Annotated in this window: 25 protein-coding genes; 17 read left to right on the top strand and 8 right to left on the bottom strand. The window is 66.3% G+C overall.

What is annotated here, in order from left to right; genetic code table 11:
* Window positions 1–36: 36 nt before the first annotated feature.
* Window positions 37–933 (top strand): prolipoprotein diacylglyceryl transferase, encoded by an 897-nt coding sequence (gene lgt, locus D2V17_RS05560; RefSeq protein ID WP_119592100.1) that lies wholly within the window; start codon window positions 37–39, stop codon window positions 931–933.
* Window positions 930–1,994 (top strand): class I SAM-dependent methyltransferase, encoded by a 1,065-nt coding sequence (locus D2V17_RS05555; protein ID WP_245978556.1) that lies wholly within the window; start codon window positions 930–932, stop codon window positions 1,992–1,994. Before lgt ends, D2V17_RS05555 begins: the two co-directional genes overlap by 4 nt.
* A gap of 21 nt (window positions 1,995–2,015) precedes the next feature.
* Here D2V17_RS05555 and D2V17_RS05550 read toward each other — a convergent pair whose 3' ends face one another.
* Window positions 2,016–3,548: a sensor histidine kinase gene (locus D2V17_RS05550; protein ID WP_119592099.1), complete on the bottom strand. Its 1,533-nt coding sequence runs from the start codon at window positions 3,546–3,548 to the stop codon at window positions 2,016–2,018.
* A gap of 157 nt (window positions 3,549–3,705) precedes the next feature.
* On the opposite strand from D2V17_RS05550, the gene D2V17_RS05545 reads away from it, so the two are divergent.
* From D2V17_RS05545 to D2V17_RS05535, 3 genes are all read left to right on the top strand, one after another.
* Window positions 3,706–4,755: an alpha/beta hydrolase gene (locus D2V17_RS05545; protein WP_119592098.1), complete on the top strand. Its 1,050-nt coding sequence runs from the start codon at window positions 3,706–3,708 to the stop codon at window positions 4,753–4,755.
* Between the two features lie 86 nt (window positions 4,756–4,841).
* Complete coding sequence (locus D2V17_RS05540; protein WP_119592097.1) at window positions 4,842–5,360, top strand: hypothetical protein; 519 nt, start codon at window positions 4,842–4,844, stop codon at window positions 5,358–5,360.
* A 90-nt stretch (window positions 5,361–5,450) separates the two neighbouring features.
* Entirely contained in the window at window positions 5,451–6,116 is a 666-nt protein-coding gene (locus tag D2V17_RS05535; RefSeq protein ID WP_119592096.1) for a TetR/AcrR family transcriptional regulator, read from the top strand.
* A 40-nt stretch (window positions 6,117–6,156) separates the two neighbouring features.
* On the opposite strand, the gene gyrB is transcribed toward D2V17_RS05535, so the two are convergent.
* Window positions 6,157–8,679 carry a DNA topoisomerase (ATP-hydrolyzing) subunit B gene (gene gyrB / locus D2V17_RS05530; protein WP_119592142.1) on the bottom strand — a complete coding sequence of 841 codons (2,523 nt, stop codon included), beginning with the start codon at window positions 8,677–8,679 and terminating at the stop codon, window positions 6,157–6,159.
* Window positions 8,680–8,788: 109 nt separating this feature from the next.
* Here gyrB and D2V17_RS05525 point away from each other — a divergent pair, with 109 nt between their 5' ends.
* Complete coding sequence (locus D2V17_RS05525) at window positions 8,789–9,487, top strand: ZIP family metal transporter (RefSeq protein ID WP_119592095.1); 699 nt, start codon at window positions 8,789–8,791, stop codon at window positions 9,485–9,487.
* A 101-nt stretch (window positions 9,488–9,588) separates the two neighbouring features.
* On the opposite strand, the gene D2V17_RS21520 is transcribed toward D2V17_RS05525, so the two are convergent.
* Window positions 9,589–9,906, bottom strand: a complete 318-nt coding sequence (locus tag D2V17_RS21520; protein WP_147367243.1) for a hypothetical protein — start codon at window positions 9,904–9,906, stop codon at window positions 9,589–9,591.
* A gap of 67 nt (window positions 9,907–9,973) precedes the next feature.
* Complete coding sequence (locus D2V17_RS05520; protein WP_119592094.1) at window positions 9,974–10,276, bottom strand: UrcA family protein; 303 nt, start codon at window positions 10,274–10,276, stop codon at window positions 9,974–9,976.
* Between the two features lie 189 nt (window positions 10,277–10,465).
* Between D2V17_RS05520 and guaA the strand changes: the two genes are divergently transcribed.
* Together guaA and D2V17_RS05510 are read left to right on the top strand one after the other, a co-directional pair.
* A complete protein-coding gene (guaA, locus tag D2V17_RS05515; protein ID WP_119592141.1) occupies window positions 10,466–12,040 on the top strand; it encodes a glutamine-hydrolyzing GMP synthase in 1,575 nt (524 codons plus the stop codon).
* A gap of 25 nt (window positions 12,041–12,065) precedes the next feature.
* Window positions 12,066–12,797 (top strand): endonuclease III domain-containing protein, encoded by a 732-nt coding sequence (locus tag D2V17_RS05510; protein WP_119592093.1) that lies wholly within the window; start codon window positions 12,066–12,068, stop codon window positions 12,795–12,797.
* A 70-nt stretch (window positions 12,798–12,867) separates the two neighbouring features.
* On the opposite strand, the gene D2V17_RS05505 is transcribed toward D2V17_RS05510, so the two are convergent.
* Both D2V17_RS05505 and D2V17_RS05500 read right to left on the bottom strand, forming a co-directional pair.
* Window positions 12,868–13,329 (bottom strand): carboxymuconolactone decarboxylase family protein, encoded by a 462-nt coding sequence (locus tag D2V17_RS05505; RefSeq protein ID WP_119592092.1) that lies wholly within the window; start codon window positions 13,327–13,329, stop codon window positions 12,868–12,870.
* Between the two features lie 99 nt (window positions 13,330–13,428).
* Window positions 13,429–13,881 carry an RrF2 family transcriptional regulator gene (locus D2V17_RS05500; RefSeq protein WP_119592091.1) on the bottom strand — a complete coding sequence of 151 codons (453 nt, stop codon included), beginning with the start codon at window positions 13,879–13,881 and terminating at the stop codon, window positions 13,429–13,431.
* A 71-nt stretch (window positions 13,882–13,952) separates the two neighbouring features.
* Here D2V17_RS05500 and D2V17_RS05495 point away from each other — a divergent pair, with 71 nt between their 5' ends.
* From D2V17_RS05495 to D2V17_RS05460, 8 genes are all read left to right on the top strand, one after another.
* Window positions 13,953–14,405, top strand: coding sequence for a group III truncated hemoglobin (locus D2V17_RS05495; protein ID WP_245978555.1), 453 nt, complete (start codon window positions 13,953–13,955; stop codon window positions 14,403–14,405).
* Entirely contained in the window at window positions 14,402–15,088 is a 687-nt protein-coding gene (locus D2V17_RS05490) for an alternative oxidase (protein ID WP_119592090.1), read from the top strand. Before D2V17_RS05495 ends, D2V17_RS05490 begins: the two co-directional genes overlap by 4 nt.
* Window position 15,089: 1 nt before the next feature.
* The gene (locus tag D2V17_RS05485; RefSeq protein WP_119592089.1) at window positions 15,090–15,365 is read left to right on the top strand and encodes a TehB family protein; all 276 of its coding nucleotides are present in this window, start codon (window positions 15,090–15,092) and stop codon (window positions 15,363–15,365) included.
* Between the two features lie 113 nt (window positions 15,366–15,478).
* On the top strand, window positions 15,479–16,693 hold the full coding sequence (gene hmpA / locus D2V17_RS05480; protein ID WP_119592088.1) for an NO-inducible flavohemoprotein: 1,215 nt from the start codon (window positions 15,479–15,481) through the stop codon (window positions 16,691–16,693).
* 111 nt (window positions 16,694–16,804) lie between these two features.
* A complete protein-coding gene (locus tag D2V17_RS05475) occupies window positions 16,805–17,281 on the top strand; it encodes a GNAT family N-acetyltransferase (protein ID WP_119592087.1) in 477 nt (158 codons plus the stop codon).
* The gene (locus D2V17_RS05470) at window positions 17,278–17,886 is read left to right on the top strand and encodes an FMN-dependent NADH-azoreductase (RefSeq protein WP_119592086.1); all 609 of its coding nucleotides are present in this window, start codon (window positions 17,278–17,280) and stop codon (window positions 17,884–17,886) included. Before D2V17_RS05475 ends, D2V17_RS05470 begins: the two co-directional genes overlap by 4 nt.
* Window positions 17,883–19,355, top strand: coding sequence for a MocR-like pyridoxine biosynthesis transcription factor PdxR (gene pdxR, locus D2V17_RS05465; protein ID WP_119592085.1), 1,473 nt, complete (start codon window positions 17,883–17,885; stop codon window positions 19,353–19,355). Before D2V17_RS05470 ends, pdxR begins: the two co-directional genes overlap by 4 nt.
* Window positions 19,356–19,403: 48 nt before the next feature.
* Window positions 19,404–20,339: a formylglycine-generating enzyme family protein gene (locus D2V17_RS05460; RefSeq protein WP_425453620.1), complete on the top strand. Its 936-nt coding sequence runs from the start codon at window positions 19,404–19,406 to the stop codon at window positions 20,337–20,339.
* A 79-nt stretch (window positions 20,340–20,418) separates the two neighbouring features.
* Here D2V17_RS05460 and D2V17_RS05455 read toward each other — a convergent pair whose 3' ends face one another.
* Both D2V17_RS05455 and D2V17_RS05450 read right to left on the bottom strand, forming a co-directional pair.
* Entirely contained in the window at window positions 20,419–20,817 is a 399-nt protein-coding gene (locus tag D2V17_RS05455; protein ID WP_119592083.1) for a hypothetical protein, read from the bottom strand.
* Window positions 20,818–20,935: 118 nt separating this feature from the next.
* Window positions 20,936–21,163, bottom strand: a complete 228-nt coding sequence (locus D2V17_RS05450) for a zinc-finger domain-containing protein (protein ID WP_119592082.1) — start codon at window positions 21,161–21,163, stop codon at window positions 20,936–20,938.
* A gap of 92 nt (window positions 21,164–21,255) precedes the next feature.
* Here D2V17_RS05450 and D2V17_RS05445 point away from each other — a divergent pair, with 92 nt between their 5' ends.
* Window positions 21,256–22,191 carry an ABC transporter ATP-binding protein gene (locus D2V17_RS05445; RefSeq protein WP_119592081.1) on the top strand — a complete coding sequence of 312 codons (936 nt, stop codon included), beginning with the start codon at window positions 21,256–21,258 and terminating at the stop codon, window positions 22,189–22,191.
* Window positions 22,192–22,210: the final 19 nt, after the last annotated feature.

The raw sequence follows: 22,210 nt of genomic DNA, 5'->3' as shown, positions 1-22,210 counted from the left end.
CGGAATGCCGCAGCACAGGCAAGACAAAGGGCGAATATGCTGGAGATTGCGGCAAGTGCGGCGGGCGCGGTGGCGAGTCAGCCGCTGCACTGGGCGGACCTTGGACTGGTCGAGGGGATCGACCTCGGGTTCTTCACCATCAAATATTATTCGCTGGCCTATCTGGCGGGCATCCTGCTCGCCTACTGGCACCTGTCGAAGATGATCCGGCAGCCCGGCGCGCCGATGGCGCAGCGCCATGCCGACGACCTGTTCTTCTATTGCACGCTCGGCGTCATCATCGGCGGGCGGCTCGGCTATGCCACCTTCTACCAGCCCGAGCTGTGGACCACCTTCGTCCCCGATACCTTCGTCTCGTGGGGCGTGCTGCGGCTGTGGGACGGGGGCATGAGCTTCCACGGCGGGCTGATCGGTGTGGTGATCGCGATTGCCTGGGTCTCGTGGAAGAACGGGCTCTCGTTCATCCGGGTGTGCGACTATATCTCGGTCAACGTTGGCTTCGGCATGATGTTCGGACGGCTGGCCAACTTCATCAACGGCGAGCTGTGGGGCCGCGCGGTCCGCTCCGACATTCCCTGGGCCATGGTGTTCCCCGGCGCCGGGCCGGAGCCGCGTCACCCGAGCCAGCTCTATCAGGCCTTTGGCGAGGGCTTCGTGGTGATCGTGGTGATGCTGAGCCTGTTCTGGCTGACCCGTGCGCGCTATCGCCCCGGCGTGATGGTGGGCACCTTTGCCGCCGTGATCTCGGTGGCGCGCTTCACGGTCGAGTTCTTCCGCGAGCCCGATGCGCAGCTGGCCGAATTCGCCGCGCGGACCGGCCTCAGCATGGGCCAGTGGCTGACGATTCCGCTGATCGTGGCGGCGATCGGGCTGGTGGTGTGGTCGCTCAGCCGCCCGGCTCCGCTCACGCCGCCGGAAGAGCGCAAGGATTGAGCAAGCCGAGCGAGCCCCCTGCGGCGCTGGCCGATAGCTTCCGCCGCCTGATCCGGGCGCATGGGCCGATCAGCCTGATGCAGTTCATGGGCGAATCGAACGCCCACTACTATTCCCGACGCGAGCCGTTCGGCGAGGCGGGCGACTTCATCACCGCGCCCGAAATCAGCCAGATGTTCGGCGAGCTGATCGGCCTGTGGCTGGCCGACATGTGGATCCGTGCCGGGCGCACCGGGCCCGCCCACTATGTCGAGCTGGGGCCGGGGCGCGGCACGCTCGCGCGCGATGCGGTGCGGGCGATGAAGCGCTATGGCTGCGAACCGCGCCTGCATCTGGTCGAGGGCTCGCTGGCCTTGCGCAGCGAACAATTGCAGCAGGTGCCCGAGGCGCAGTTTCACGATGACCTGTCGAGCGTGCCGATGGAAGGGCCGGTGCTGCTGGTGGCGAACGAGTTTCTCGATGCGCTGCCGGTGCGCCAGCTGGTGATGACCGAGCAAGGCTGGCGCGAGGTCATGATCGGGCTCGACGCTGAAGACCGCTTCATCGAGGTGCCGGGGCAGGTGCCGATGGACGCCGCCGTGCCCGAAGCACGCCGCGATGCCCCGCCCGGAACCGTGATCGAGACCTGCCCCGGTGCGGCGGCGACGCTGTTCGAAGTGGCGGGCAGGCTCGGCAAACAGGGCGGAGCGGCGCTGTTCATCGACTATGGCTATGCCACCAGCCGCAGCGGCTCTTCGGTGCAGGCGGTGCGCGCGCATCGCAAGGTGGACTGGCTGGCCGAGCCGGGCGTGGCCGACATCTCCGCCCACGTCGACTTCGCGCAATGCGCGGCGGTGGCACAGTCACGCGGGGCGCGCTGGCTGGGAACGGTGGAGCAAGGCGCGTTCCTCAAGGCGCTCGGCATCGACGCGCGCGCGGAAACGCTGGCCGGCAAGGCCCCGCAGCACCGTGAGGCGCTGATGGCCGCGCGCGACCGGCTGACCTTGCCCTCCGAGATGGGCAGCCTGTTCAAGGTGATGGCGCTGGCCGCGCCCGACTGGCCGGATGGCGCCGGGTTCTAGCGGAGTCTGGCGCAGGCGGAGCTAAGGCGCGATGGCGGCCTTGGACACGGTCAGCTCGGCCACCAGCCCCTCGGGTTCGAAGCGGCGTTCCCAGCTTCCGCGCAACTGCCCGGTCACGCTCATTTCGATCAGGCGCGAGCCGAAGCCGCTTTTGCTCGGCGCATCGGTGAGCCTCGGGCCGCCTCGCTCGCGCCATTCGAGCAGGAGATCGTCGCCCTTGTCGGTGATCGTCAGTTCGACCGTGCCATCGGCACAGGAAAGGGCACCGTACTTGGCCGAGTTGGTGGCCAGTTCGTGGAACACCAGCGCCAGCGGCGTGGCGGCGCGCGCCACCACGGTGCTGTCGGTGCCGCTGATGGTCACGCGCGGCTGGCCCATCCGGTCGCGATAGGGGGCGAACAGCGCGCTGAGCAGGCCGTGCAGCCGCTCCTGCCCGGCCTCGCCTGCGGGGCGCACGAACTCATGCGCGCGGCTGAGCGCAAACAGAGCTTCGGCCAGATCCTCGGCAAAGGGTTTGTGTTCGGGCGCATTGGCGGCCTTGAGACGGGCGAGCCCGATCACCACGGCAAAGATGTTCTTGATCCGGTGCGACAGCTCTCCGGCGAGCAGATCGCGCGCCTCGATCGCCCGATGGACCTCGTCGATATCGGTAAGGGTGCCGAACCAGCGGTGTTGCTCACCCTCCACCCGCGCGACGGGCGAGGCCTGAGCGAGCATCCAGCTCCACGATCCGTCGGCCTTGCGCAGGCGGAATTCCGATTCGAACGGCTCGTCCTCGGCCAGAGACTTGCGCCAGTTGTCGAGCGTGGCGTTGGCATCGTCGGGGTGGATGAAGGCGCGCCAGTCCTCGGCGCACTTGGGCGGCTCGGCCCCGGTCACTTCCTTCCAGCGCGAATTGACATAGTCGAACTGGCCGAGGGTCGTCAGCGACCACGCGATCTGCGGTACGCCATCGATCATCCGCAGCAGTTGGTCTTCGCGGTCGGCAATCGCCCGCCGCGCGCGCAGATCCTCGCGGCGGGCTTCGAGCAATCGCATCACCGCCTGTGCGAGCACGGCCAGCCCTTCGCGCTGGAACTCGTCGAGGCTGGCGGGGCGTTCCTGCACGTCGATCACGCACAGCGCACCGAGTGGCGTGCCCTCCCGCGAGACCAGCGGCTGGCCCGCGTAAAAGCGGATGTGGTGCGGCCCGGTTACCAGCGCGTTATCGGCAAAGCGCGGGTCACGGGTGGCGTCGGGCACCACCATGGCCCCCTCACCGGCCATGGCGTGGGCGCAGAACGAGACATCGCGTGGTGTCTCGCGCTCTTGCAGGCCTTCGCGCGCGAGGAACCACTGGCGACTGTCTTCGACAATCGAAACGAGCGCCACCGGCACCTTGCACAGGCTGGAGGCAAAGCGGGTGATCGCCTGCAATTCGGGATCGTCTTCGAGACCGTCGAGCGCGAAGCTGGAGAGCACCGCCGCGCGGCGCGCGCCTTCAGCGGCATGATCTGTGGCGGTGCCTTCGAGGGCGTGGTGGGTGCCGCCGTGCAGCGTGGTCTCGCGTGTCATCATCGTATTCCGGGCGGCAGTCTAGACTGTGCGGCACCGCAGGCCAAGCGCGCGTGTGGCTTGCGGCCAAATGGCGGACGAGCGGACGAATGGGATTGCCCCGGAGGCCTCCCTCGCTGTAACGCAGCACACAGTGCTTATAAACAGGAATTGTTAGATGATCAGGCATCTCGCTTCTTCCGCTTGCGCCGCTCTGGCGCTTGCCCTTGCCAGCCCGGTGCTGGCCCAGAACATCACCGCGCCCGACGCCGTGGTGCCGGCGGGGATCACGGTCGAAAGCGTGATGGTTCACGGTGCGTCGCTGGAAGGCAACCTTGAAGGCAACAGCGCGGATCGCGAGGTGATGGTGGTCCTCCCGCCGAGCTACGCCAGCAATCCCAACCGGCATTATCCGGTGGTCTACTACCTGCACGGTTTCGCCATCTCTGGCCGCGACTTCTACGATTTCATGCAGGTGCCCACCGCCGTGGCCGACAACGCCGCCGCCGGGCGCGAGTTCATCGTCGTGGTGCCCGATACGCTGACCGCGATGGGCGGCTCGATGTATGCCAACTCGGTCACCACCGGGAACTTCCGCGATTTCGTGGCGACCGATCTCGTCGCCTATATCGACGCGACCTATCGCACGATTCCCGAGCGCGGCTCGCGCGCGCTCGTCGGCCATTCGATGGGCGGCTATGGCACCTGGATGGTCGGCATGGCCCATCCCGAGCAGTTCGCCGTGATCTGGGCGCAAAGCGCGTGCTGCGTATCGCCGCGCCGGGAGACGCCTGAGACGGGAGCGGCGATGGCCGCCGTGCCGCGCGATGGGGCGGACGCTTCGGGCTTCGGTATGCGCGCGGGGCTGGCGAGTGCGGTCGCCTGGGCGCCCAACCCCGCCAATCCGCCATACTTCGTCGACTGGCCGGTGGATGCGGCGGGCAAGGTCGACGAGCTGGTGATGGCCAAGTGGGCGAACAATTCCCCGCTGGCGCAGGTCGCCAGCCACGTCACACAGCTTGCAAGCTTCACTGCCATCGGGGCCGATGTCGGCGATCAGGACAGCCTGATGGCTGACGATCTGCTGATGCACGAGGAGCTGAACAAGTTTGGCATCGCGCACGACTGGGCGGTTTATGAAGGCACGCATGTCGACAGGATCGGGCCGCGGTTCAGCACCGTGGTGTTGCCCTGGGTGGCCAGCCATATCGCGATGACCCGCGACTGATTTTTCACCCGCATAAGGGTTTTCGCCAAGGCGTGGAACCCAGCCGTGTGACCGTCCGTTTCTTCAGCGTCAGAAAGGAGAAACAGATGATCAGATTCGCTCTCGTCCTGGCTCCTCTTGCGCTGCTCGCTGCCTGTGGTGGCGATCAGCCGGGCGAGGACGCGCCCATGATGGACGAGCCCAGCGAACTGGCTGTCAGGAAGCCAACCCCCGCCCAGATGCCCACCCCGAGCGCCGACGGCGCTGATTCGGTCGACTATTCGGGAAGCTATACCTTCACGAGACTAGACGGCTCGCAATCGACCCTCACCATCGACAAGAATGCGGGCACCTACGAATATGTCAGCCCCGACGGCACCACTTCGGGCCGTTATCGCAAACTCGATGGAGCGCGCATTGCGCTGGCGGGCTTCGAGGGCGGCGAGGCCTATTTCTCCATTGCTCCGGGCGCGCTCTATCGTCTGGCCGAGAAAAACAGTCCCTTCAGTGAAATAGATCCGGGCCGAATGTACCGGCGCTCAGACTATGTCGCAGAAGATGGGCCCGGCGCGGTCGCGCCGTCAATTGCCACCGCAGCAACTGCTCCTGCTGCGAGCAATCGTTAGCGGGCGACGACGGCCCGTTTTTGGCGGAATAGCTAGCGAAATCGCGTAGTACCTCTTGGCAATACGTGGGGCTCGCTTATAGGTCATGCCATGACACAAAGCGGGAGCGGCACTGTCGACGGGCGGGCAAGGGTCGGCCAACAGCGGCGCGCAAAGACACGCGCAGCGATCATTGCTGCCGCCTTCGAGAAGTTTGGCGACGAGAACGGTCTGTTCGTCAGCATCGAGGAAATCGTCGAGGCTGCGGGCGTGACCCGGGCGACCTTCTACAACCACTTCGCTGGCATGGCTGATCTGCGCGCAGCGCTCGTGCACGAGGTCACGCACGATTTCCTCAGGGCGGTGACGGAGGTGCTCAACAGCGTGCCCGATGCGCGCCAGCGGGCGGCGGCGGGCGTGCGCTTCTACGTGCGCCGCGCGCGCCGCGATCCGCGCTGGGGCTGGTCGATGCTCAATATGAGCGCATCGGGCCTGCTGTTCGGACGCGAGACCTATCGCCGGGCCGAACGGACCGTTGCGCGAGGGATGAAGGAAGGGGTGTGGCCCGTCCCGTCGAGCGAGATCGGGCGCGACATCCTGCTGGGGACGACGATAGCGGCGATGGGTTCGGTGTTGCGCAGCGAGCTGCCCGAGGACTTCCCCGAAGAAATTGCCGGCTTCGCGCTGTGCGGCCTCGGGGTGGAGCGCGAGGAGGCCTTTCGCTTCGCGCGCATGCCGCTGCCGCCGCTGCCGATCGACGGGCCGCAGGACGACTGATCGCCCCGCTGCCCGCCAGTCTCAGCCCTGGGAATCGCGCTTAAACGTCGAGGTTGGCGACGTTCAGCGCATTGTCCTGAATGAACTCGCGGCGCGGTTCGACCACGTCGCCCATCAGGCGGGTGAAGATCTCGTCGGTGACGTCGGCGTCCTCAACCTTCACCTGCAACAGCTCGCGGTTTTCCGGGTCCAGCGTGGTCTCCCACAGCTGTTCGGCGTTCATCTCGCCAAGACCCTTGTAGCGGCTGATCGAGAGGCCCTTGCGGCCCGAGGCCAGCACCGCATCGAGCAACTGCGACGGGCGTGTGATCAGGCCATCGGCGGAAGCGGCAGGCGCTTCGCTCTCCTCGCCGGTGTCGTCCTCGACCGGTTCGGGCTCGGCCACCTGTCCGGCGCGCACCAGCCGCGAGGGGGTGGCATAGGCTTCGGCCTGCGCCACACCGCGCGTGTTCAGCTTGCGCGCTTCGGCGCTGTCGAGGAAGCGCGCCTCGATCATGTGCACGTCGGTGACACCGCGCCAGAGGCGGTCGAACCGCACGTCGCCGTTGTCGGTCACGCGCGCGCTCCATTCGGCTTCGGGATCGCCGCTCTGCAAGCGGGCGGCGGCCCGTGCCAGCGCTTCCTCGCGCACGGAGGGCGCAAGGCCCGGCTCCAGCGCGCCGGCCAGCGCCATCACCTCGATCACCGAGGAGTTGTACTTGCGCGGGGCGAAGGCCATCAGGTTCTTCAGGTGCAGCGCCTGCTCGACGAGGTCGGCAAGGTCCCCGCCCGAGCGCGCACCGCCGGTGGTTTCGAGCACGCGGTCCTGCAACCCGTTCTCCACCAGATAGCGGTCGAGCGCAGGCTGATCCTTGAGGTAGACCTCGCTGCGGCCCTTGCTGACCTTGAACAGCGGCGGCTGGGCGATGAACAGGTGCCCGGCCTTGATGATCTCGGGCATCTGGCGGTGGAAGAAGGTGAGCAGCAGCGTGCGGATATGCGCACCGTCGACGTCGGCGTCGGTCATGATCACGATCTTGTGATAGCGCAGCTTTTCGAGATTGAACTCGTCGCGCAGGCCCGTGCCCATGGCCTGAATCAGCGTGCCGACTTCCTTCGACGAGATGATCCGGTCGAACCGGGCGCGCTCCACATTCAGGATCTTGCCGCGCAGCGGGAGGATCGCCTGATATTTCGAATCGCGGCCCGACTTGGCCGAGCCGCCCGCCGAATCACCCTCGACCAGGAACAGTTCGGCCTTGGTCGCATCGCGCTCGCGGCAGTCGGAGAGCTTGCCGGGCAGGCTGGCGACGCTCATCGCGCCCTTGCGGCTCATCTCGCGGGCGCGCTTGGCGGCTTCGCGGGCGGCGGCGGCGTCGATGATCTTCTGGATGATCTGCTTGGCGTCGGCGGGGTTTTCCTCCAGCCACTCGGTCATCTTCTCGCTCATCAGGCCTTCCAGAGGCTGGCGCACTTCGGAAGAGACGAGCTTGTCCTTGGTCTGGCTGGAGAACTTGGGATCGGGCAGCTTCACGCTGACGATCGCGCTCAGCCCTTCGCGCATGTCTTCGCCGGTGAGCGAGACCTTTTCCTTCTTCATCAGCCCCGCTGCCGAGGCATAGTTGTTCAGCGTGCGGGTCAGCGCGGCGCGGAAGGCGGCAAGGTGCGTGCCGCCATCGCGCTGGGGGATGTTGTTGGTGAAGCAGAGGACGTTTTCGTAATAGCTGTCGTTCCACTGCAGCGCGACCTCGATCCCGATCCCGTCCTTGTCGGCCGAGACGGCAATGGGCTCGCCCACCAGCGGCTGCTTGTTGCGGTCGAGATACTTCACGAAGGCCGCGATGCCGCCTTCGTAGTAGAGATCATGTTCGATAACCTCTTCGGGCCGGCGGTCGCGCAGCTTGATGCGCACGCCCGAGTTGAGGAAGGCCAGTTCGCGATAACGGTGTTCGAGCTTGTCGAAGTCGTACTCGGTGACATTCTTGAAGGTGTCGGTGCTGGCGAGGAAGGTGACGCGGGTGCCCTTCTTGAAGCCGTTGGCGTCGGCATTGCCCTCGACCTTGGGGGCATCGCCCACCACGCGCAGCGATTCGACCGCATCGCCATGCTCGAAGCGCATCCAGTGCTCCTTGCCGTCGCGCCAGATCGTCAGTTCGAGCCATTCGCTGAGCGCGTTGACCACCGAAACGCCCACACCGTGGAGGCCGCCCGACACCTTGTAGGCGTTGTCGTCCGAGGTGTTCTCGAACTTTCCGCCCGCGTGCAGCTGGGTCATAATGACCTCGGCGGCGGACACGCCCTCTTCCTTGTGCAGGTCGACCGGAATGCCGCGGCCGTTGTCTTCCACCGACACCGAGCCATCGGGGTTGAGCTCGATCAGAACGAGATCGCAGTGCCCGGCCAGAGCCTCGTCGATGGCGTTGTCGGAGACTTCGAACACCATGTGGTGCAGGCCCGACCCGTCGTCGGTGTCGCCGATATACATGCCCGGCCGCTTGCGCACGGCATCGAGCCCTTTGAGGACCTTGATTGAATCGGCACCGTATTCGCCCTGGCGGGGGGCGTTCCCATTGTTCTCGCTCATGGCCATTATATAGGCGCAGGCGCCGGGTTTCCCAAGCGTAACCACCCTTTGACGGGCCGCTTTTCCACCGCCGGTGGCACCGATTGCGCCTATCGCGCGTTGAGGCGGCATGACAATGACGCTGATCGTGGTGCTGGTCGTGTCGGGGGCGCTGGTTCTGGGCGCGCTCTGGGGGCTGTACTGGCCGCTGCCCGACAAGCTGCAGGGCTTTCTCGTGGCGCTGGCAGGCGGGGCGCTGCTGCTCTCTGTCGTCACCGAGCTGATCGAGCCGTCGATCGAGCGTTCGACCCTGCTGGTCAGTTCGCTGGGCGTGGCGCTCGGGGCCATCGTGTTCTCGGGCGTGGACTACCTGATCGACGAACACTGGGGCCCGAGCAAGGGCGGCGGCCTGCTGGCGGCCATCACACTCGATGGCATTCCGGAAAACCTCGCGCTGGGCGTGGCGCTGATCGGGGCGACACCCATGGAGGTGGCGGCGCTCGCAGGCTCGATCCTGCTTTCCAACCTGCCCGAGGCGGCGGGCGGCGCGCGCCAGATGCGCGAGGGCGGCATCGCTCGCGGGCAGGCGCTATGGCTGTGGGCGGGGACGGCGGCGCTGCTGTCGGCGGCAGCGATTGCGGGCAACCTGCTGCTCGGCGGCGCGAGCGAGCACCATCTCGCCTTCATCCGCTGCGTGGCGGCAGGCGCGGTGGTGGCGAGCCTTGCGACCGAAGTGTTCCCGCAGGCCTTCCGCGAAGACCATCACTGGGCCGGGGTGGCCACGATGCTGGGCCTGCTGCTGGCGCTGGCGCTGGGCCAACTGGCCTGATCGCCGTGCCGGATGGCGGGGGCCAGAAACGTAAATGGCCGCCTTCCCCAGATGGGAAGGCGGCCAATCGCCAGCCTGATGCTCCTTAGGGAGAGGAGAGATCAGAACATCCAGGCGGCGGGATAGGGGCTGCGCGCCAGGCTATCGAAGTAGGCGTTGAAAATGCGGATCAGCAGAGCTTTCATCGTGGGTCTCCGAATGAAGAGGGGTTGGCTTGGCGCGGCGCGGAATGGGATCAGGCGAGGACGCTGGTGAACAGCGTGCCGCTGATCGCCACCGCGGCGAGCGTGGTGAACATGATCTGGGCGAAATTGCGCATTGTGTTGCTCCTGCATTGCCGGGGTCTTGTTGATCGCCCCTTGGCTTGAGCCGCATATGTGCGTCGCAACATTATTGTGCAAATGCGAAAACTTCGGCATGTGTTGCGTATTATGCAACACATGGTGCGAGCCTGTGCAGAAGCGGTAAACCGTTTTTACGAAAGGATTACCGAAGCGAGAGCTGCGCCAGTCGCGATTGATGGGCTGCCAGTTGCGCCACGGCCTGCGCGCGCGCTTCGGTCAGGCATTCGCCATAAAGCTGCTGGCCCTTGAGGTCGCGGATGAAGGGTTTTTCGCAGGCCCGCTCGGCAGCGATTTCGATCCGCCGTTCGTCGGTCAGCGGAGCGGGCGCGGGGCGGCTCTGTTCGTAAGTGCGTTTGCCGATGACCATGACGAAGGCCGATTGGGCCTGCGCGGCGGACGAAAAGGCAAGCGTCGAAAGCAGGGCGAGAGTGGTCAGCTTCTTCATGGCGTTATCTCCTTGATAAGGTTGCAAACGCCTTTGACAGGTCCATCCCTTAGACTGTCCGCCCAGTGTGTGGGTGCGAACAAGGCAGCGCAATTGCAAAAAGCCGGACGTCTGTTGCGCAAAGCGCGCGGGCCGTCCTGAGGCGCGCGCATGCTGGACAGCGGCGCGCGGGCTTCCTATCGGCACATCATGACGGCACATATCCTCCCCGATTCCATCCTTATCGTCGATTTCGGCAGCCAGGTGACCCAGCTGATCGCGCGCCGCGTGCGCGAAGCCGGGGTCTATTGCGAGATCGCGCCCTTCACGCTGGCCGAAGAGGCCTTTGCCCGGATGCAGCCCAAGGGCATTATCCTCTCGGGCAGCCCTGCCGGCGTGCCCGAAGAGGGCAGCCCGCGCGCGCCGATGGCGCTGTTCGAGGCCGGCGTGCCGATCCTCGGCATCTGCTATGGCCAGCAGGTGATGAGCAAGCAGCTCGGGGGCGAAGTGCGCCCCGGCCACGAGGTGGGCGATGGCGGCGAGTTCGGTCGGGCCTATCTCACCGTGACGAAGGACTGCGCGCTGTTCGATGGCCTCTGGGCCGAGGGCGAGCGGCATCAGGTGTGGATGAGCCATGGCGACACGGTCACCCGCTTCGCCCCCGGCTTCGAGATCGTCGCCGTATCCGACGGCGCGCCCTTCGCGGTGATCGCCGACGAGGCGCGCAAGTTCTACGGCACGCAGTTCCACCCCGAGGTGGTCCACACCCCCGACGGCGGCAAGCTGCTGGCGAACTTCGTACACAAGGTCTGCGGCCTTGCGGGCGACTGGACCATGGCCGCCTACCGCGAGACCAAGGTCGCCGAAATCCGCCAGCAGGTGGGCGAGGGCCGGGTGATCTGCGGCCTGTCGGGCGGGGTCGATTCGTCGGTGGCGGCGATCCTCATCCACGAGGCGATCGGCGACCAGCTCACCTGCGTCTTCGTCGACCATGGCTTGTTGCGGCTGAACGAGCGCGAGCAGGTCGAGACCCTGTTCCGCGACCATTACAATATCCCGCTCGTGGTCGTGGATGCCGAGGAGCGGTTCATGGCCGGGCTCGACGGCGTCACCGACCCGGAAAAGAAGCGCAAGTTCATCGGCGCGGAATTCATCGCCGTGTTCGAGGAAGAGGCGAACAAGCTCGGCGGGGCGGACTTCCTCGCGCAGGGCACGCTCTATCCCGACGTGATCGAAAGCGTCAGCTTCACCGGCGGCCCCTCGGTGACGATCAAGAGCCACCACAATGTCGGCGGCCTGCCCGAGCGGATGAACATGAAGCTGGTCGAGCCCTTGCGCGAACTGTTCAAGGACGAGGTGCGCGAACTGGGCCGCGAGCTGGGCCTTAACGACCAGTTCGTGGGCCGCCATCCGTTCCCCGGACCGGGCCTTGCGATCCGCATCCCCGGCGAGGTGACCAAGGAACGCTGCGACATTCTGCGGAAGGCCGACGCGATCTATCTCGACGAGATCCGCAAGGCGGGGCTTTACGACGCGATCTGGCAGGCTTTCGCGGTGTTGCTGCCGGTGAAGACGGTGGGCGTGATGGGCGATCACCGCACCTACGACAGCGTCTGTGGCCTGCGCGCTGTCACCAGCACCGACGGCATGACGGCGGATGTTTATCCGTTCGACGCCGCTTTCCTCACCAGTTGCGCCACCCGCATCGTCAACGAGGTGCAGGGCATCAACCGCGTGGTTTACGACTATACCTCGAAGCCGCCCGGCACGATCGAGTGGGAGTAAGCGGGCGGGTGCGCCTCGTCGCCGAATGAGCGAACTCCCCCTCGGCCCCGATCCGCGCACCGAAACGTTGCGCCGCCTCCAGCCGCTGCTGGTGCAGCGGTTCGGGCATATCCGGCGCGCCGCCGCCGAGTGGCGCGCGCCCGAATGGGTGCTGGTGCAGGGCGTGATCGGCGCGCGGACGAAGTCCGGGGTTTCCAACATCGCGACTGACCGTTTGCTCGAACGCTACGGCAGTTGGGAGCGCGTTGCCGATGCGCCGCTGGCGCAGTTGCAGGATGCGCTGTCCACCCAGACCTACCCCAACATCGCGGCGGAGCGGCTGAAGGCCTCGCTCACCGATCTGATCGCGCGGCGCGGAGCGGTCGATCTGTCACACCTTGAAGGCATGGCCACGCCGGAGGCGATGGACTGGCTCGAACAGTTGCCCGGTGTCGGGCGCAAGATCGCCGCCGGGGTGATGAACGCCTCGACGCTCGATCGCCCGGTGCTGGTGCTCGACAGCCATCACCGCCGGATTCTGCAGCGCATGGGGCTGGTTCCGGCCAGGGCCGATACCGCGCGCGCCTATGCCGCGATCATGCCTGTCATGCCGCCCGAATGGCACGCCGCCGACTATGACGAGCATCATCTGCTGATGAAGAAGGTGGGCCAGACATGGTGCCGTCCGGCCCGCCCCGACTGCGCTAACTGCGTGGCGCAAGCGCTGTGCGAGACGGGAAGGGGCGGGAGCCGAATCGGGAGTGCTCCCGCCCGCTGACCTGCCGCTGTCTCTCCGCGCTCAACCGGGTGACATCGGCAGGCCAGACAGCCCTGTCACTACAGCCCTGTCACTCCGCAGCGGCGAGGGCGGCGCGCGGTGGACGGCGGAAGCCGACCGAGAGACGGTTGAACGCGTTCATGATGCCGATGGCGATGGTGAGATCGGCGATTTCCTTCTCGGTGAAGACGGCGGCCACCGCCTGAAAATCGCTGTCGGGAATGGCCGTCTGCGCCACCAGCGTAACGGTCTCGGCCCAGCGCAGCGCGGCGCGCTCGCGCTCGGTGAACACCGGGCCGGCTTCGTCCCACACCTGCACCAGCGCCAGCTTTTCCGGGGCGACCCCATGGCGGACCAGATCGCGCGTGTGCAGATCGAGGCAATAGGCACAGCCGTTGATCTGCGAGACGCGCAGATAGACCAGATCGACCAGCACCTCGTCGAGGTCGGACTGGCTGACATAGCTATAGACCCCGCCCAGAGCCTTGTACCCGGCGGGGGCGACCTTTTCGTAGTCGATGCGAATGCTCATGGATGCTCCTTGCTGTCATCTGCCCATGCGCTGCGGATATCGTGGCCCTGGGGTGCCGATCACAGCACCAGGAACGGCCAATTGCAGTGGACCATGCCGTCAGGCGCGGCCGGCAGCACGGCTGGCGGCCGCGTCGAAACCGTGCAGGAGGTGCGAAAAGTCTCCCTTGCGCGCCAGCACATCGGCGAGCGTATAGCGTTCCAGCACCGCCAGGAACGCCGCCATGGCTTCGTCGAGCACACTGGTCAGCCCGCAGGCCGGGGCGATGATGCACGCGCCGCAGCCGACCAGATCGAAGTCGTCCTCGGTATGACGGATCAGTGCGCCGACATTGATCTCGGAGGGAGGCCGGCCCAGCCGGATGCCGCCGCCGCGCCCGCGCACGCTTTCGACATAGCCTGCGCTCACCAGATCGCTCACCACCTTCATCAGATGGTTCTGCGACACGCCATAGGCGCGCGCGATCTCGGCGATTGAGCTGAGCTGGTCGGGCTGCCGCCCAAGGTAGAGCAGCACCCGCATCGCATAGTCCGTGTAGCGCGTGAGGCGCATCGGCCCATCCTCCAAAATAAAGATGTATATCTATTGCATCATTTCTGGCTCGCCGTATAGATGCATATCAAATGCATGATTATGGAGTCGAGACGATGCCCCTCCCGCTGAACGACGCAGGACTGCAACAGCTGGTCGATGCGTTCTACGCCCGCGTCCGTGCGGACGAGGCGCTCGGGCCGATCTTCAACGATGCCATCGACGACTGGCCCGACCACCTCGCCCGGCTCACCGATTTCTGGTCGTCGATCATGCTGACCAGCGGGCGCTACAAGGGTCAGCCGGTGCCCGTCCACGTGAAGCACAAGGACCGCATCACGCCCGAGCTGTTCGAGCGCTGGCTCGCGCTCTGGGCGCAGACCACCGACGAGCTGATGGCGCGCGACGATGCCGCAGCTCTGCAGGCCAAGGCCAGACGGATCGCGCAAAGCCTCCAGCTGGCGATGTTCTTCCGGCTCGAACCGCAGCCGGTTCCCCGGCCCGCCCCGGCGGCAGGCCACCTCCAACGGAGTGCAATGCGATGAGTGACCTTCCTTACGTCGATATCAACGCCCATCACCAGCCGCGCGGCCTGCGCGATCATATCGCGTTCGGTTTTACCAAGACGCTGCGCTTCTGCGCCGACACCTTCTTCGCCAAGCGCTATGGCCACCGCGCGATCGTGCTCGAAACCGTGGCCGCCGTGCCGGGCATGGTCGGGGCGACGATCAACCATCTCAAGTGCCTGCGCCGGATGTGCGACGACAACGGCTGGATCCGCACCCTGATGGAGGAAGCCGAGAACGAACGGATGCACCTGATGACCTTCATCGAGGTGGCCAGGCCGACGCTGTTCGAGCGGCTGGTCATTCTGGCCGTGCAGTGGGTGTTCTACGTGGCTTTCTTCGTGCTCTACCTCGTGAGCGCGCGCACCGCGCACCGCGTGGTCGGCTATTTCGAGGAAGAGGCCGTGCTGAGCTACACCTATTACCTCAAGGAAATCGACGAGGGCCGCAGCCCCAACCTGCCGGCGCCCGCCATCGCGCGCCACTACTGGAAGATGCCCGACGACGCGACCCTGCGCGATGTGGTCGTGGTGGTCCGTGCCGACGAGGCACATCACCGCGATGTGAACCACGGGTTCGCCAGCGAACTGGCGGGAATCGCGCCTGCGGCAAAGCCGGCGCCCTATCCCGAGCATGCCAGCGACATCCGCATGGTGCGCTGAGATGGAGAGCCCGGTTCCCTATCGTTCGACCCCGGTCTTCGACCACGACACGCTGCCGGCTGCGCTGCGTGGCCGACACCAGACCAAGGCCGGGGTCTGGGGCGTGATCCGCGTGATCGCGGGTGAGCTGAAGCTCACCCATCTCGATCCCGAGTCGGAGACGGTGCTGCGCCCCGGCGAGCCCGGCCTCGTGCTCCCGCAGCAGCCGCATTTCGTCACCCCCATGGGCGAGATGCAGATGCAGGTCGATTTCTACGACCGGCCTCCCGGCGGCTAAGGCCGCCGCCAACCCACGACACAAACAGACAGTGGCGACATGACAAAGGCCGCGCGGACATCCCCCCGCGCGGCCGGTCACCGCGCGCCAGCTTTCCAGCAAAGGCAGACTATATGACCGAGCCCCTTTCCCCGCAGACCATCGCAACCGTGAAGGCCACCGTGCCCGCACTGGCCGACCACGGCCCGCGGATCACGAAGACCATGTATGCCCGCCTGTTCGAGGATGCGCATATCCGCGAGCTGTTCAACCACAGCAATCAGGGCGATGACGGCGCGCAGCTTCATGCGCTGGCCGCCTCCATCCTCAGCTATGCGCAGAACATCGATAACCTCGGCGCGCTTGCGCCGATGGTCGAACGGATCGCCAACAAGCATATCGGCTATCACATCCTGCCCGAGCACTATCCCTATGTCGGCACGGCTCTGCTGGGGGCGATCAAGGAGGTGCTGGGCGATGCCGCCACCGACGAGGTGCTGGCCGCCTGGGGCGAGGCCTACTGGTTCCTGGCCGATATCCTCAAGGGCCGGGAGGCGGTGATGCGCGAGCAGATCGAGGCGGCTTCCGGCGGCTGGACCGGCTGGCGCGAATTCGTGGTCGCCGAGAAGCTGCGTGAGAGCGCGGTCATCACCTCGTTCGTGCTGCGGCCCAGGGATGGCGGGCCGGTCATGCGCCACAAGCCGGGGCAGTATCTCACCTTCCGTCTGGGCGCGCCGGGCAAACCGGTGATGAAGCGCAACTATTCGATTTCCTGCGCGCCGAACGACGATCACTACCGGATCTCGGTCAAGCGCGAGGCCAGGGGGCAGGGCGGTTCGCGCTTCCTGCACGATCAGGTGTTGGTGGGGGACGTGCTGGAGATCACCCCTCCGGCGGGCGATTTCTTCCTTGAGGCAGAGCCGCAGCGGCCCGTCGTGCTGCTGTCGGGCGGGGTCGGCCTCACGCCGATGGTGAGCATGGTCGAGACCATCGCCGCGCACTGTCCGGGCCTTGCGACCCACTATGTCCACGGCACGCTCAACAGCGACACCCATGCGCTTGACGACCATGTCCGCACGCTGGCGGCGCGCCATGGCGCGATTTCGGTCTCGACCTTCTACGACGACCCGGGGCCGCTCGATGTCGTGGGCGAGACTTACGATGTGCCCGGCGTCATCACGGTCGACTGGCTGAAGGCCAATACCCCGCTGCACGAGGCAGACATCTTCCTGTGCGGTCCCAAGCCGTTCCTGCGCGCGCTGGTCGGCGGGCTGTCGCTGGCGGGGGTGGCGGCCAATCGCATCCACTACGAGTTCTTCGGTCCGGCCGACGAACTGCTGGCGGCGTAGGCGTTGGAAAGGGGCGGTTTGGTCCAGTCGCATTGGCCATTCCTGGTGCTGATCAGGCCGCCCCGGTGCCATTACTTCGTGGCGAATTCCGCCACTTCGTGAGACCTTGTCATGCACGCTCAGATCTATTCGCCTGTTATCCTGCCCAACGGGATTGTTCTGCGCCACGCGCGCAGCCCCGAGGAGCTGGCCGCCTGCTTTCCGGTAATCTCGCAACTGCGTCCGCGCCTGAAGGGGGTCGAGGAATGGGTCGAGCGGGCGGTGGAAATGGCGGCCGAAGGCTACCGTGTGCTTGCCGCATGGGACCGGGACCGGGTGCTCGCCATCGCCGGATACCGGGTGATGGAAAACCTGATCCACGACGACTTCCTCTATGTCGACGACCTCGTGACGGCGGAGAGCGAGCGCGGTAACGGCCTTGGCGCCGCGCTGCTGGCGGAGCTGAGCGTGATTGGCGGCGATGAGTTCTGTGCGCGGCTGGTGCTCGATACGGCTGCCGAGAACGAAAGCGCGCGCCGCTTTTACAAGCGCGAAGGTCTGGTCGATATCGCTATCGGCTTTGTGAAACCCCTGCGGGAGCTGGCATGACCATTCTTCATATCGATTGCAGCCCGAGGCTCGCTTCGCACAGCCGCTGGCTTTCGGCGGCCATCGTCGACAAACTTGTCGAGGCGGCCCCCGGCGCGGCTGTCAGCAGGCGCGACCTCGGTACTGCGCCGCTGCCACATGCCAGCCCCGACTATGCGGTCGCGCTGTCGTCTCCGGCGGCGATGCGGGCGGCGGCAAGCGCGGCGCTGGACCTGTCCGAGCAACTGATCGGCGAGGTCGAGGTCGCCGATGCCATCGTGATCGGCACCCCGATGCACAATTTCACCGTCCCCTCGGTGCTGAAGGCGTGGCTCGACCAGTTGCTGCGTGTGGGCCGCACGATCATGCCAACGCCCGAGGGCAAGACAGGCATGCTGGCCGATCGTCCGGTGTTTATCGGGATTGCCGCCGGCGGGGTGTTCACAGGGGAAGGCGCCAACCAGCCGGATTTCCTGACGCCCTATCTCACCGCCGCCTTCGCTTGCGTGGGGCTGAAGTCCCTGCAATTCCTGCCGCTACAGGCTACGGCTTTCCTCGAAGCAGACGAGGTCGCCGCGGCGCGGAACAGAACGCTGGCGGCTCTGGATCTGACAGGAGTTGCATGACGACACAGGTGCCCTGGCAGACCTGCGAACTGACGCTTGACCGGGCAGGCCCGGCGACGCTGGTCGATCAGATCGCGGGCCATATCGAGGCGGCTATCGCGCAGCGTGTGTTGCCGCCGGGCGCGCGGCTGCCATCATGGCGTGATCTTGCCTCTCAGCTGGGCGTTGCGCGCGGCACGGTCAGGGCGGCCTATGAGAAACTGATCGACCGGGGCCTGCTCCATGCCGCCGGATCGGCTGGCACCCGTGTGGTCGCCCGGTTGCCGGCGGGCCTCCATGCGGTTGCCGCAGACGGCGCCGGGCTGCTGCCCGAGGACTATCATTTTCGCTCGGGCAGCGCGCTGGTGTTCCAGATGGGCGTTCCGGCGCATGATGCCTTCCCCGCCACGCTGTGGGCGCGGCTGCACCGGCAGGCGGTGCAGGCGACATCGTTGCAATCCGCCTACAGCGATCCGCGCGGCCTGCCCGAGCTGCGCGCGGCGATCGCCTCGCACCTTGCCATCGCGCGCGGGATCACCTGCTCACCGGAGCAGGTGATCGTCACCAGCGGCTATCGCGACGGGCTCGGCATTGCGCTGCGGGCCATCGGTGCGGGCGGCAAGCAGGCCTGGATCGAAGACCCCGGCTATCCTGTGACCCGCTTCGCGCTGGAGCTGTCGGGTATTCATCCGGTTGCGGTGCCGGTCGATGACGCAGGGCTGGTGGTGGAGCGTGGGTGCGAACTGGCCCCGCACGCGGCGCTGGCCATCGTCACGCCCGGCCAGCAGGCCCCGCGCGGCGTGTTGCTGGCGCCGCATCGGCGGCAGGCGCTGATCGCATGGGCCGCCCGTAATCGCAGCTGGATCATCGAAGACGACTATCTGGCCGAGCTGCATCTTGCCGGACGTTCGCCCGATGCGATGGCGGCGGACGAGGGGGCCGAGCGGGTCATCCATATCGGCACATTCAGCAAGACGATTGCGCCGATGGTGGGGATCGGATTTCTCGTCGCGCCGCTGCCACTGGCGCGGCGGCTGATCGACGTGGCGACCTGGCTGACGGCCCCGCCCAATCCCGCCGCGCAGTGCGCTCTGGTCAGCTTCCTGCGCGAGGGGCACTACCTGCGCCATCTGCGGCGGATGCGGCGGCTCTATGGGCAGCGGCGCGAGCGGTTGCTGCAAACGCTCGCCGGGCTGGGCGTGGAGCAGGCGGCTCCGGCGGCGCTGTCGGTGTTGCTGCCCTTGCCCGATGGTTTCGACGATCAGCATCTGGCGCGCGCGGCACGCGCCCATGGCCTCGGCCCCGCGCCGCTGTCGCCGTGGTTCGCCGGGGCTTCGCAGCCGCGTTCGGGGTTGATGCTGGCCGTGGCGAATGTGCGCGAACGGCAGGTGGAGCAGGACTGCCGCCGGTTGCTCGGAATGATCGACGGAGCGCTGCGGCAAGACGGCCGGCTTTACGAAGTGGCTGTGGGTCGTCAAAAGCCGGGCTGACGTTTGACGGCGTGCTTCCGGCGCGCCGCATTGTGCGAGATGGCCGAGATGAAAACTGACAGAATGGTGCGCCTCGATGGCGGTGTCTTCCCGATGGGGTCGGAGAGCTTCTACCCCGAGGAGCGACCGGTCCGGCAGGTGCAGGTCGGGCCGTTCCTGATCGACGAGGCACCGGTGACCAACCGCGAGTTCGCCCGCTTCGTGGAGGAGACCGGGTTCACCACCTTCGCCGAGATCGCGCCCGACCCGAAGGACTATCCCGATCTCGACCTGTCCATGGTGGTGCCCGGATCGCTGGTGTTCCAGCGCACGGCAACACCGGTGCGGCTCGACGATTATGGCCAGTGGTGGACCTTCATGGCGGGTGCGGACTGGCGCCATCCGACCGGGCCGGACAGTTCGCTCGAGGGGCTGGAGGATCACCCTGTGGTCCATGTCACCCATGGCGATGCGCTGGCCTATGCGCAGTGGGCGGGCAAGGCGCTGCCGACCGAGGCCGAGTTCGAATATGCCGCGCTTGGTGGCCACACCGATGGCCGCGCCTATGCCTGGGGCGATGAACTGGCACCGGGCGGGGCGATGCTGGCGAACTACTGGCAGGGCCTGTTCCCCTTCGCCAACACCATGGAAGACGGCTGGGAGCGCACCAGCCCGGTGCGCAGCTTCCCGCCCAACGACTTCGGGCTCTACGACATGATCGGCAACGTGTGGGAGTGGACCGCCGACTGGTATTCCCAGCCGCAGGCGGTGGAGAAGCGCAAGCCCGATGCCTGCTGCGTGATCGACAATCCGCGCGGGGGGCGCAAATCCGAAAGCTTCGACCGCCAGAGCGCCAGCCCGAAGATGGGGCGGCGCGTGACCAAGGGCGGATCGCACCTGTGCGCGGAAAACTACTGCCAGCGCTACCGCCCCGCGGCGCGGCAGGGGCAGGCGATCGACAGCTCGACCAGCCATATCGGCTTCCGCTGCGTGATCCGCGAATAGCGCCCGGCGCCGGATAAACAAAACCCGCCTCGCGCCGGGGCGCGGGCGGGTTTCGTCTTGCCGCGGCGGGCGGAAACGATCAGTCGGCGGCGCGGGTGTAGGGCACGAACTGATCGAGGAACAGCGCGCCGGTGAACGAGCCGGTCGACCGGTCCACGGTGCGCATCACGTCCTGGCGGCACAGCTGGCTGCCCATCCGCTCGATGATCGGAATGTCGTCATACCGCAGCTGATTCGGGCTGGTGGTGCGCGCGACCCAGATGGTGTCGCCCTGCTCGTAAACGAGGCCAACCCGCTCGACCACTTCGAGCTTGTTGTTGTTCATCACCGTGATGCAGTTGCGGGGTTCGCCCGCAGTGCGGCCTTCGAGGCGTTCGGCAAGGCGGGCTTCGGCCCGTTCTGCCGGCGTTTCTGCGGAGGCCGGTGCCACACCAAGTGCCAGCACGGAGATGGCGGCAAGTGCAATTAGAGGCTTCATGGATGCTCTCCTGTTCTTATGGCAGTACCATCTCATAGACGGAATGAACCTGCCATGACCTCAGAACGGGAAGGAGAGTTTTTTCGTTCTGTCCCCACCGGGGGGGGCAGCTGCGCGCTCAGGCGGCAGCGCCGGTAACGGTTCCCTCGTCCGCAGCACCGCCGGCCAGCACGAAGCGCCGGTCGCAATAGCCGCAGTCGACATAGCCCTTTTCGTCGATTTCCATCCACACGCGCGGATGGCCGAGCGAGGCGGGGCGATAGTTCTCTCCGCCGCGAATATCGCCGGCGCCGTCGCACCAGACGCGGTGGGTGTCGACGATGGTGGTTTCAGGTGCCGTATCCATGCCGCCAGCCCTACTGCGGAGCGGGCGGATTCGCAATATGGTTGGCGCCCTGCCCCTTGCCTCGGGCCGGGCGAGCGCGCATTGGATGCGCCATGAGCGAGGCAGCGATTGAAATCCGCGATGTGGTGAAGCGTTATGCAGGGTCGGGCAAGGCCGAGCCGAAGCTGGCGCTGAAAGGCCTTTCCTTCGACGTGCCGCAGGGCGGCGTGTTCGGCCTGCTCGGCCCCAATGGCGCGGGCAAGTCGACCCTGATCAACATCATGGCCGGGCTGGTCAACAAGACCTCGGGCTCGATAAGCATCTGGGGCCACGATATCGACGCGCATCCGCGTAATGCGAAGCTCTCGATCGGGATCGTGCCGCAGGAGATCGTGTTCGACCCGTTCTTCACCCCGTTCGAGGTGCTGGAGAATCAGGGCGGGATGTACGGTATCGCCAGGGCGCTGCGCCGTTCCGAAGAGCTGCTGCGCGCGGTGCGGCTGGAGGACAAGCGCGATGCCTATGCCCGCACGCTGTCGGGCGGGATGAAGCGGCGGCTGCTGATCGCCAAGGCCATGGTCCACTCGCCGCCGATCCTCGTGCTCGACGAGCCGACCGCGGGCGTCGACGTGGAGCTGCGGCGGCAATTGTGGGAGCTGGTGCAGGAGCTGAACGCGCAAGGCGTGACCGTGGTGCTGACCACGCACTATCTCGAAGAGGCCGAGCAGCTGTGCGACCGCATCGCCATCATCAACCACGGCGAGCTGGTGGCGAACAAGCCCACCGCTGAGCTGATCGGCCAGATGGGCGAAAAGATCGTCGCCGTCACGGTCGACAAGGAAGTGACCGAACTGCCGTCCGATCCGCATTTCCGCAAGGTCGAGAAAGCGGGCGAGCGGCTGATCGAGGTCACTTACGACAAACGCGAGAGCAATGCGGGCAAGGTGCTGGCGCGGTTGCAGGAGGCAGGCTTCGCAATCGAAGATGTGACCACGCGCGAGGCCGATCTGGAAGACGTGTTCGTCCAGTTGACCAGCGCCGGGGCCTGACGGGAGAGTCAGTCCAGAC

Origin of the sequence: Aurantiacibacter xanthus, from assembly GCF_003584015.1 — a bacterium.
GTDB classification, from domain to species: domain Bacteria; phylum Pseudomonadota; class Alphaproteobacteria; order Sphingomonadales; family Sphingomonadaceae; genus Alteraurantiacibacter; species Alteraurantiacibacter xanthus.
This window is presented reverse-complemented; position numbering and strand designations above follow the sequence as displayed.